The 10762-nt window shown below is 62.5% G+C and carries 9 protein-coding genes; all 9 read right to left on the reverse strand.

Annotated features, from left to right (window positions below; all coding sequences use genetic code 11):
- Window positions 1-37 precede the first annotated feature (37 nt).
- Window positions 38-985, reverse strand: coding sequence for an acetyl-CoA carboxylase carboxyl transferase subunit alpha (gene accA / locus ACK1U9_RS22715; protein WP_046616627.1), 948 nt, complete (start codon window positions 983-985; stop codon window positions 38-40).
- 106 nt (window positions 986-1091) lie between these two features.
- Window positions 1092-4616 (reverse strand): DNA polymerase III subunit alpha, encoded by a 3525-nt coding sequence (dnaE, locus tag ACK1U9_RS22720; RefSeq protein ID WP_046616626.1) that lies wholly within the window; start codon window positions 4614-4616, stop codon window positions 1092-1094.
- A gap of 189 nt (window positions 4617-4805) precedes the next feature.
- On the reverse strand, window positions 4806-5429 hold the full coding sequence (gene rnhB, locus ACK1U9_RS22725) for a ribonuclease HII (RefSeq protein WP_046616625.1): 624 nt from the start codon (window positions 5427-5429) through the stop codon (window positions 4806-4808).
- A gap of 1 nt (window position 5430) precedes the next feature.
- The gene (gene lpxB / locus ACK1U9_RS22730) at window positions 5431-6558 is read right to left on the reverse strand and encodes a lipid-A-disaccharide synthase (protein ID WP_108480683.1); all 1128 of its coding nucleotides are present in this window, start codon (window positions 6556-6558) and stop codon (window positions 5431-5433) included.
- 1 nt (window position 6559) lies between these two features.
- Window positions 6560-7336, reverse strand: coding sequence for an acyl-ACP--UDP-N-acetylglucosamine O-acyltransferase (lpxA, locus tag ACK1U9_RS22735; protein WP_046616623.1), 777 nt, complete (start codon window positions 7334-7336; stop codon window positions 6560-6562).
- Window positions 7333-7773 carry a 3-hydroxyacyl-ACP dehydratase FabZ gene (fabZ, locus tag ACK1U9_RS22740; RefSeq protein ID WP_004375427.1) on the reverse strand — a complete coding sequence of 147 codons (441 nt, stop codon included), beginning with the start codon at window positions 7771-7773 and terminating at the stop codon, window positions 7333-7335. Before fabZ ends, lpxA begins: the two co-directional genes overlap by 4 nt.
- Before the next feature lie 114 nt (window positions 7774-7887).
- The gene (gene lpxD, locus ACK1U9_RS22745; RefSeq protein WP_013971258.1) at window positions 7888-8943 is read right to left on the reverse strand and encodes a UDP-3-O-(3-hydroxymyristoyl)glucosamine N-acyltransferase; all 1056 of its coding nucleotides are present in this window, start codon (window positions 8941-8943) and stop codon (window positions 7888-7890) included.
- A gap of 1 nt (window position 8944) precedes the next feature.
- Window positions 8945-9448 (reverse strand): OmpH family outer membrane protein, encoded by a 504-nt coding sequence (locus tag ACK1U9_RS22750; protein WP_015269197.1) that lies wholly within the window; start codon window positions 9446-9448, stop codon window positions 8945-8947.
- Window positions 9449-9492: 44 nt separating this feature from the next.
- On the reverse strand, window positions 9493-10762 hold a 1270-nt coding region (bamA, locus tag ACK1U9_RS22755; RefSeq protein ID WP_449110200.1), incomplete at its 5' end, for an outer membrane protein assembly factor BamA.

Below are 10762 nucleotides of genomic sequence, written 5' to 3' on the forward strand. Positions count from 1 at the left end.
GCGCACACCGGCGAAGCCGGTGCCATTCATCTCGCTATCAGAGACCGTAGCTCATCAAGCGATCGTAACGGCGGGCCAGCAGCGCGTCATGGTCGAGCTTGCCGAGCATGTCCAACTGCTGCACCAGGTCGGCACGGATGCTTTCCGACATCTTCGCCGGGTCACGGTGAGCGCCGCCCAGCGGCTCCTGGATGACCTTGTCGACGATGTTCAGGCTCTTCAGGCGCTCGGCAGTGATGCCCATGGCTTCGGCTGCATCAGCTGCCTTGTCGGCAGTCTTCCACAGGATCGAGGCGCAGCCTTCCGGCGAAATCACCGAGTAGGTGGAGTACTGCAGCATGTTCAACTGGTCACACACGCCGATGGCCAGCGCACCGCCCGAACCACCCTCGCCGATCACGGTGGCGATGATCGGGGTTTTCAGGCGCGCCATCACGCGCAGGTTCCAGGCGATGGCCTCGCTCTGGTTGCGCTCTTCGGCGTCGATGCCTGGGTAGGCACCAGGGGTGTCGATGAAGGTCAGGATCGGCATCTTGAAGCGCTCGGCCATTTCCATCAGGCGGCAGGCCTTGCGGTAGCCCTCAGGGCGCGGCATGCCGAAGTTGCGGCGTACCTTCTCACGCACTTCACGGCCCTTCTGGTGGCCGATGACCATGACCGGCTTGCCGTCCAGGCGCGCGGTACCACCGACGATGGCAGCGTCGTCGGCGAAGTGGCGGTCGCCGTGCAGCTCTTCGAACTCGGTGAAGATGTGCTCCAGGTAGTCCAGGGTGTAAGGACGACGCGGATGACGGGCCAGGCGGGCGATCTGCCAGCTGGTCAGGTTGCCGAAGATGCTTTCGGTCAGGGTGTTGCTCTTGTCTTGCAGACGGGCAATTTCATCGCTGATGTTCAGCGAGTTGTCGTTGCCTACCAGGCGCAGGCCTTCGATCTTGGCTTGCAGGTCGGCAATCGGCTGTTCGAAATCGAGAAAATTCGGGTTCATAGTCATCCGTCTAGGGTCTACGGCCAGGCGGCCGGCCGGTTGATCCGTTTGGCGCCCTACCTTAAGGGATCAGGCGCATTCAGGTCGAGATTAAATTTTTGTCGGTTCAACGATATTGCAGGAAGACGTTCTCACGCCCGAACTGGTCACGCAGCGCCTGAATCAGCCCATCGGCCGGGTCGATAGCCCACTGTTCGCCAAACTGCAGCATGGCCTTGGCGTCGCTGCCGGTGTACTCGAGGGTGATCGGGCAAGCGCCGCGATGGCGGGTGATCAGCTCGCCCAGCCACTTCAGCCGGTCGCCCTTGAGCGCTTCGTGTGCCACCTTCAGGCGCAGGCTCTCGGCCAGCTTGGTGCGCGCATCCTCCATGGTCATCACCTGCTTCACCCGCAGGCGCAGGCCACCGGAGAAGTCGTCGTTACTGACCTCGCCTTCGACCACCACCATGGCATCGGTCTGCAGCAAGGACTGTGCCGCCATGAAGGCGTCGGCAAACAGCGATGCCTCGATGCGGCCGGAGCGGTCATCCAGGGTGACGAAGCCCATCTTGTCACCCTTCTTGTTCTTCATCACCCGCAGGGCAATGATCATGCCGGCAATGGTCTGGGTATCGCGTGACGGCTTGAGGTCGATGATGCGCTGGCGAGCGAAGCGGCGGATCTCGGTCTCGTACTCGTCGATCGGATGGCCGGTGAGGTACAGGCCAAGAGTGTCCTTCTCGCCCTTCAGGCGTTCCTTGAGGGTCAGTTCGCGCACCTTGCGGTGGTTGGCGTAGACGTCGGCATCCGCCGCTTCGAACATGCCGCCGAACAGGTCGACATGGCCACTGTCAGCGGTGTGGGCGGCTTGCTCGGCAGCCTTGATGGCTTCGCCCAGCGCCGAAAGCAAGGTTGCACGATTGATGTCGATGTTGGCGTGGTAGGCCTTGATCTCGTCATGGAAGTGCGGGCCCAGGCGGTCCAGCGCACCGCTGCGGATCAATGCGTCGAGGGTACGCTTGTTGACCCGCTTGAGGTCGATGCGCTCACAGAAGTCGAACAGGTCCTTGAACGGGCCACCCTGGGCGCGGGCCTCGACGATCGCCTCCACCGGTCCTTCACCGACACCCTTGATGGCGCCCAGGCCGTAGACGATGCGCCCGTCATTGTTGACGGTGAACTTGAAGTCCGAGAAGTTCACGTCCGGCGCGTCGAGGCGCAGCTTCATGCTGCGCACTTCCTCGACCAGCACCACCACCTTGTCGGTGTTGTGCATGTCCGCCGACAACACCGCAGCCATGAACGGCGCCGGGTAGTGGGTTTTCAGCCAGGCGGTCTGGTACGACACCAGGCCATAGGCGGCGGAGTGGGATTTGTTGAAGCCATAGCCGGCGAACTTTTCCACCAGGTCGAAGATGTTGCCGGCCAGGTCTGCATCGATATTGTTGTTGGCACAACCTTCGATGAAACCACCGCGCTGCTTGGCCATCTCCTCGGGCTTTTTCTTACCCATCGCACGGCGCAGCATGTCGGCGCCGCCGAGGGTATACCCAGCCATCACCTGGGCGATCTGCATCACCTGTTCCTGATACAGGATGATGCCGTAGGTCGGTGCCAGCACCGGCTTCAGGCCTTCGTACTGGTAGTCCGGATGGGGGTAGGCCAGCTCGGCGCGGCCGTGCTTGCGGTTGATGAAGTCGTCCACCATGCCCGATTGCAGCGGGCCTGGGCGGAACAGCGCCACCAGTGCGATGAGGTCTTCCAGGCAGTCGGGCTTGAGCTTCTTGATCAGCTCCTTCATGCCCCGCGATTCAAGCTGGAACACCGCCGTGGTTTCGGCCTTCTGCAACAGCTCGTAGGTCTTGCGGTCGTCCAGCGGGATGAAGTCGATGTTGACGTCGGGCAGGTTCTTCTTGGCCTGCTCGCGGTTGATGATCTCCATCGCCCACTTGATGATGGTCAGGGTCCGCAGACCAAGGAAGTCGAACTTCACCAGGCCGGCCGCCTCGACGTCATCCTTGTCGAACTGGGTTACCAGGCCGCCGCCCTCTTCGTCACAGGCGATCGGCGAGAAGTCGGTGAGCTTGGTCGGGGCAATGACCACACCACCGGCGTGCTTGCCGGTACCGCGGGTCACGCCCTCGAGCTTCAGCGCCATGTCCCAGATCTCGCGGGCGTCTTCGTCGCCCTTGAGGAAGTCGCGCAGGATCTCTTCCTGCTCGTAGGCCTTCTCCAGGGTCATGCCCACTTCGAAGGGGATCATCTTCGACAGGCGATCGGCCAGGCCGTAGGACTTGCCCTGCACCCGCGCTACATCTCGAACTACCGCCTTCGCCGCCATGGTACCGAAGGTGATGATCTGGCTGACCGCGTTGCGGCCATAGGCTTCGGCCACGTAGTCGATCACCCGGTCACGGCCATCCATGCAGAAGTCGACGTCGAAGTCGGGCATGGAAATACGTTCAGGGTTGAGGAAGCGCTCGAACAGCAGGTCGTAGGCCAGCGGGTCGAGGTCGGTGATCTTCAGCACGTAGGCCACCAGCGAGCCGGCACCCGACCCCCGGCCCGGGCCCACCGGCACGCCGTTGTTCTTGGCCCACTTGATGAAGTCCATCACGATCAGGAAGTAACCGGGGAAGCCCATCTGGATGATGATGTCCAGTTCGAACTTCAGGCGGTCCAGATAGACCTGGCGCTTCTCTTCGTAATTGGGCGTGGTCTCTTTCGGCCACAGCACCGCCAGGCGCTCTTCCAGGCCTTCGTGGGACACATGCCGCAGGTAGTCATCGATGCCCATGCCGTTGGGCGTGGGGAAGTCGGGCAGGAAGTACTTGCCCAACTGCACCTGGATATTGCAGCGTTTGGCAATCTCGACAGTGTTGGCGATGGCGTCGGGAAGGTCGCTGAACAGCTCGGCCATTTCCTCGGCCGACTTCAGGTACTGCTGGTCGCTGTACATCCTTGGCCGGCGCGGGTCGTCGAGGGTCCAGCCCTCACCGATGCATACGCGGGTTTCGTGTGCATCGAAGTCCGACTGCTTGATGAAACGCACGTCGTTGGTTGCCACCAGCGGAGCGCCGAACTTGTCAGCCAACGCCACGGCGGCGTGCACGTACTCTTCGTCGCGAGCGCGGTTGGTACGCTGCACCTCGACGTAGAAGCGCTCGGGGAACATGCCCATCCAGTCTTGCAGCAGGGCCTCGGCTTCATCGTCCTTGCCTGCCAGCAAGGCCATGCCGATATCGCCTTCCTTGCCTGCGGAAAGGGCGATCAGGCCCTCGCTGGCAGGGGCGATCCATTCACGCTGGAGGATGACCAGGCCATTGCGCTGGCCCTCGGTCCAACCGCGCGAGATCAGCTCGGTGAGGTTGCGGTAGCCCTTGGGGTTCATGGCCAGGAAGCAGATACGCGACAGCGGTGCTTCCGGGTCGGCAGCCGCCAGCCACAGGTCGGCGCCGCAGATCGGCTTGATGCCGGCGCCCATGGCGGTCTTGTAGAACTTGACCAGCGAGCACATGTTGCTCTGGTCGGTGATCGCCACCGCCGGCATGTTCATCCCGGCCAGCGCCTTGGCCAGCGGTTTGATCCGCACCAGGCCGTCGACCAGCGAGAATTCGGAGTGGACGCGCAGGTGAACGAAGGGAACCGACATGGAAGATCCTGTAGCAGTGCTGAACGACAAGGGCGGGATTGTAGCTTAATTGAGGTTTTTTTTTGGGGCTGCTTTGCAGCCCATCGCCGGCAAGCCAGCTCGCACGGGGACCGCGCAGCTGTCAGGGGCTGTGCGTTCCCTGTGGGAGCTGGCTTGCCGGCGATGGGCCGCAAAGCGGCCCCCGGGGGTTCAGATCAGGGAATCGAGAACACCGGCACGCGCTTCCCAAGCTGCCCGCACCGGGGCAAAGGAACGCCGATGAATGGGCGTTGGCCCCAACCGTGCCAGCGCCTCGAGGTGCACCGGGGTCGGGTAGCCCTTGTGCCCGCCAATGCCATACCCCGGGTAGATCAACTCGAATGCGCTCATCTCCCGGTCACGGGTCACCTTGGCCAGGATCGACGCCGCCGCGATGGCCGGCACCTGGCTATCACCCTTGACCACCGGCGATGCCGGTACGGCCAGTTTCGGGCAGCGGTTACCGTCGATCAGGGCCAGCTTCGGTGTAATGTGCAGCCCTTCCACCGCGCGCTGCATGGCCAGCATGGTCGCATGCAGAATGTTCAGGCGGTCGATTTCCTCGACCTCGGCGCGGGCGATGCAAAAGCTCAGGGCCTTTTCGCAGATCTCGTCGAACAGCGCTTCGCGCTTGGCTTCGGTGAGTTTCTTCGAATCGTTCAGGCCGAGGATCGGGCGCGCCGGGTCGAGGATCACCGCTGCGGTCACCACCGCGCCGCACAACGGGCCACGGCCCACTTCATCGACGCCGGCGACCAAGTCTTCGACCAGGTTGAAATCCAGTCCCATCTGCATGTCAGCGGTCCTTGAGCAACGCCAGTACCGCCTCGGCTGCCTGGTTGGAGGCGTCACGGCACAGGGTGCGATGAATTTCGTCGAAACTTTCGGTCTGCTGGCTGCCATCGGCTACCAGTGGCGCCAGGGTGTTGGCAAGGGCTTCGCTGGTGGCGTCATCCTGCAGCAGCTCTGGAACCAGCGCACGCTGGGCCAGCAAGTTCGGCAACGACACGTAGGGGCTCTTTACCAGGCGCTTGAGGATCCAGTAGGTCAGGGGCGCCAGGCGATAGGCCACAACCATGGGCCGTTTGTACAACAGCGCTTCGAGGGTGGCGGTGCCCGAGGCGATCAGCACCGCGTCACAGGCCGCCAGGGCCTGGTGCGACTGGCCATCGAGCAGGGTCAGCGGCAGCTGGCGCCCTTCGAGCATCTGCTCGACCTGGGCGCGACGCGCGGCATTGGCGCAGGGCAGCACGAAACGCACGCCCGGTACCTGCTGGCGCAGGCGCTCGGCAGCATCCAGGAACAGAGCCCCCAGGCGCCCTACTTCGCCGCCCCGGCTGCCCGGCATCAACGCTACTACCGGCCCTTCGCCCAGGCCCAGCGCGGCACGTGCGGCAGGGCGGTCGGCTTCGAGCGGGATGGTGTCGGCCAACGGGTGGCCGACGAAACGTACAGGCACGCCCTGCTCTTCATAGAACCGCGCCTCGAACGGCAACAGCGTCAGCATCAGGTCGCAGCCTTCGCGAATCTTCAGCACACGCTTCTGCCGCCAGGCCCAGACAGACGGGCTGACGTAGTGCACGGTCTTGATCCCGGCCTGACGCAGTTTCAGTTCGATGTTGAGGGTGAAATCGGGGGCATCGATGCCGATGAACACATCGGGCTTTTCACCGATCAGGGTCTCGATCAGCAGCTTGCGGCGCTTGAGCAGCTCACGCAGGCGCCCCAGCACTTCGACCAGGCCCATGACGGCCAGGCGTTCCATGGGGAAATAGGACTGCAGGCCTTCGGCTTCCATCAAGGGGCCGCCAACGCCGATGAACCTTACGTCCGGGCGGCGTGCCTTGATGGCACGCATCAAGCCTGAACCGAGGATATCGCCGCTGGCCTCACCCGCGACCAAGGCTACGCAAAGCTGGGCCATGTCAGCGGGTGATGCCGCGAGCGGAGTTCACGATCGACTGACGGAACAGATCGACCTCAGGGTGCTTCGCAGCCAGTTCGTCCAGCTCCTTGAGCGCGTCTTCGACGGTCAGGCCCTGGCGATAGACGATCTTGTAGCAACGGCGCAGCACATGGATCACCTCGTCGCTGAAACCCCGGCGGCGCATGCCTTCGAAGTTCATGCTGCGGGCTTCGGCCGGGCTGCCGAACACGGTGACGAAGGCCGGGACATCCTTGCCAATCGCCGTACCCATGCCGGAAAACGCGTGGGCACCGATATGGCAGTACTGGTGCACCAGGGTGTAGCCGGACAGGATCGCCCAGTCCCCAACGTGCACATGGCCGGCCAGGGCCGTGTTGTTGACCAGGATGCAGTGGTTGCCGATGACGCTGTCGTGGCCGATGTGGGCATAGGCCATGATCAGGTTGTGGTCGCCCACTGTGGTTTCCGCACGGTCCTGGACGGTGCCGCGGTGAATGGTCACCCCTTCGCGGATCACGTTGTGATCGCCGATCACCAGGCGCGTCGGTTCACCCTTGTACTTGAGGTCCGGGGTGTCTTCGCCGATCGAGGAAAACTGAAAGATACGGTTGTGCTTGCCGATGCGGGTCGGCCCTTTGAGCACAACATGTGGGCCGATGACGGTGCCCTCCCCGATTTCTACATCGGGGCCAACGATCGACCAGGGGCCGACCTCGACACCCTCGGCCAGCTTGGCCGAGGGGTCGATAATGGCCCGAGGATCAATCGAATTCATAGGGAGCGTTCCGCACAGGTGATTTCTGCCGAGCAAACCGGCTTGCCGTCGACCAGGGCGCGGCACTCGAATTTCCAGATCATGCTCTTGCGGCTGAGGAACTTGGCTTCCAGCACCAACTGGTCACCCGGCAGTACCGGCTGACGGAAACGCAGCTTGTCGGAGCCGACGAAGTAGTACAGGGTGCCATCGGCCGGCTTGGCGTCGAGCATCTTGAAACCGAGGATACCCGCGGCCTGTGCCATGGCTTCGATGATCAGGACGCCCGGCATGATCGGATGCGCCGGGAAATGGCCGTTGAAGAACGGCTCGTTGATGCTGACATTCTTGTAGGCACGAATGCTCTGGGCCTCGTAGTCCAGCTCCGTCACGCGGTCCACCAGCAGGAACGGGTAACGGTGAGGCAGGTATTCGCGAATCTCGTTGATGTCCATCATTTCGGGGGGGAAGCCTGTAATAAGAATAGGGAGCGCAGGTGCTGACCACACGCTCCTTTTGCAGTCCAAAGAGGAGCCAGCTAGCGACTGTTCACTCTTGCTCAGGGAATGGTATCAGCCTTCTGATGTCGGCTGGCCACCTGAGGTCACGGTATCGACGCGTTTTTCCAGCTGCTGGAGACGCTTGGCCATGTCGTCCAGGTGGCGGATACGCGCGGCGCTCTTGCGCCATTCAGCCAGTGGCTGCATGGCAGTGCCGGAAGAATAGGCACCCGGTTCGGTGATCGAACGGGTCACCATGGTCATCCCGGACACGAAAACGTTATCACAGACATCGATATGACCCACCATGCCAACACCTCCGGCAATGGTGCAATGCTTGCCGATGCGCGTGCTGCCGGAAATTCCGACGCAGGCGGCCATGGCCGTGTGCTCACCGATCTGCACGTTGTGGGCGATCTGGATCTGGTTGTCGAGCTTGACCCCGTCAGCGATCCGCGTATCCGACAGCGCACCACGATCGACCGCAGTGTTGACACCGATTTCCACGTCGTCGCCGATGGTCACGCCACCGATCTGGGCGATCTTGCGCCACACGCCCTTCTCGTTGGCAAAGCCGAAGCCTTCACCGCCGATCACCGCACCCGACTGGATGACCACACGCTTGCCGATGGTCACATCATGGTACAGGGTGACCCGTGGAGCCAGCCAGCCGCCCTCTCCGATCACGCAACGGGCGCCGACCACGCAGTGTGCACCCACACTGACATTGGCCGCGATGCGCGCACCGCTTTCGATGACCGCAAACGGCCCGATGCTGGCGCTGGCATCCACCTGCGCGTCCTCAGCCACCACGGCGCTGGGATGAATACCCGCCACAGCCTTGGGTTTGGGGTCGAACAGATGGGAAATGCGTGCATAGGCCAGGTACGGATCGGCGACGATCAGCGCATTGCCGGCAAAGCCTTCGGCGTCCGCCGCCTTCAGCAGCACCGCGGCCGCCTGGCTGCTATCCAGGAATTTGCGGTACTGCGGGTTGGCGAGGAAGCTCAACTGACCTGGGCCAGCCTCCTGCAAGGTGGCCAGCCCGGTAATCTGCAGCGCCTCGGGCCCCTTGAGGGTGGCGCCGAGGGCCTCGGCCAACTGGCCTAGCGTCATGGTCACGGTCATATCAACGGGCTTGGTTCATGCGCTCGATGACCTGGCGGGTGATGTCGTACTGAGGCTTGACATCGATGACCGCACCACGCTCGAGGACCAGGTCGTAACCACCTTTCTTGATCACTTCCTCGACAGCGCCATCCAGCTTCGGCTTCAGTTGCTTGAGCATGTCGCGGTCAGCAACAGCCTTGGCTTCGTTCAGCTCCTTGGACTGGAACTGGAAGTCACGCGCCTTCTGCTTGAACTCGAGCTCCAGGCGCTCGCGCTCCTGCTGCTGCATCTTGTCGCCGCCCTTGATCAGACGGTCCTGGATGCCCTTGGCGCTGCTTTCCAGGCTTTTCAGCTTGGTCAGTTGCGGGCCGAACTTCTTCTCGGCATCTACCGCGTACTTCTTGGCGGCATCCGACTCCAGCAGGGCCATCTGATAGTTCAGGACGGCAACCTTCATTTCGGCGAAAGCCGGGGTGGCGACCAGCGCCGCGGCCACTACGGCCAGTTGGGTCAACTTACGCACGATGCACTCCTGGATAAACCGTTGTCGTTAAGCAAGGGCCGACCTCAGAAGGTCTGGCCCAGAGAGAATTGGAACACCTGGGTGTCGGCATCGTCCGGCTTCTTGACCGGCATTGCCAGGCTGAAACTCAGCGGGCCCAGTGCGGTGATCCAGGTCACGCCCAGGCCGACCGAACTGGCCATGCCCGAGAAACCGACCTTCTCGCAATCAGGCTGGTTGCCGCAATTGGTATCGAAGACGTTACCCACGTCCCAGAACACGGAGGTGCGCAGCGAACGCTGGTCCTTGACGAACGGCAGCGGGAACAGCAGCTCGACACCACCTTGTACCAGTACGTTGCCACCAAACGGCAACGGATCCTGGTCCGGGTCGGCGATGGTGCCTGGCTTGCCACCGTTGGCCTCGCCGCGGCTTGGGGTACTGCGTGGGCCCAGGCTGCTGTCCTTGAAGCCACGGACAGAGTTGAAACCACCCGCGAAGTAGTTCTCGTAGAACGGCAGGCCCGAGGTGCTGCCATAACCATCACCATAACCCAGCTCGGTATGCAGACGCAGGGTGTAGTCGTTGGTGATCGGCTTGAACAGCTGGCCGCGGTAGTCGAGCTTGAAGAACGACAGGTCGCTGCCCGGAATGGTGGATTCCAAGGTTACGCTTTGCGAATGACCGCGGGTCGCCAGTACACCTTTGTTTAGGGTCGATTCCGACCAGCCGATCGAGGCTTTGAAGTTCAGGAAGTTGTCGCCTTCCTCTTCGAGGAAGTCGAAGATCTCGTCAACGGTGTACTTGCCAGTCTTGATCTTGTCCTGCTGCACGCTCAGGCCATAGGTCAGGCGCGAGGTCTCGCTGATCGGGTAGCCGAGGCTGACGCCCGCACCGTAGCTGTCCACCGCGTAGCTGGCCACGTCGACGTCGAGGTCGTCGTAGTCGGTACTGCGGTAGAAGGCGTTGTAGCCCAGGCTCACGCCATCGGCAGTGAAGTAGGGGTCAACGAAGCCGAAGTTGTAGCGGGTCTGGTATTCCGAACGGGTCAGGCCGATCGACACCTTGTTACCGGTACCGAGGAAGTTGCTCTGGCTGATCGAACCACCGAGGATCAGGCCGGCGCTCTGGGCAAAACCGACGCTGGCGGTGATCGAGCCGGAGGCCTGCTCCTCGACGCTGTAGTTGACGTCGACCTGGTCGTCGGTGCCCGGCACCGGTGGGGTCTCGACGTTCACTTCCTTGAAGAAGCCCAGGCGCTCCAGGCGGGTCTTGGACTGGTCGATCAGGTAGGTCGAGGCCCAGCCGCCTTCCATCTGGCGCATTTCGCGACGC

This window comes from Pseudomonas sp. XP1 (assembly GCF_053557675.1).

Bases quoted from the DNA above. Each gene is read 5' to 3' on its own strand.
- fabZ (WP_004375427.1), bottom strand. From the start codon at position 7,773: ATGATGGACATCAACGAGATTCGCGAATACCTGCCTCACCGTTACCCG.
- rnhB (WP_046616625.1), bottom strand. From the start codon at position 5,429: ATGCAGATGGGACTGGATTTCAACCTGGTCGAAGACTTGGTCGCCGGC.
- lpxB (WP_108480683.1), bottom strand. From the start codon at position 6,558: ATGGCCCAGCTTTGCGTAGCCTTGGTCGCGGGTGAGGCCAGCGGCGAT.
- dnaE (WP_046616626.1), bottom strand. From the start codon at position 4,616: ATGTCGGTTCCCTTCGTTCACCTGCGCGTCCACTCCGAATTCTCGCTG.
- accA (WP_046616627.1), bottom strand. From the start codon at position 985: ATGAACCCGAATTTTCTCGATTTCGAACAGCCGATTGCCGACCTGCAA.
- lpxD (WP_013971258.1), bottom strand. From the start codon at position 8,943: ATGACCGTGACCATGACGCTAGGCCAGTTGGCCGAGGCCCTCGGCGCC.
- lpxA (WP_046616623.1), bottom strand. From the start codon at position 7,336: ATGAATTCGATTGATCCTCGGGCCATTATCGACCCCTCGGCCAAGCTG.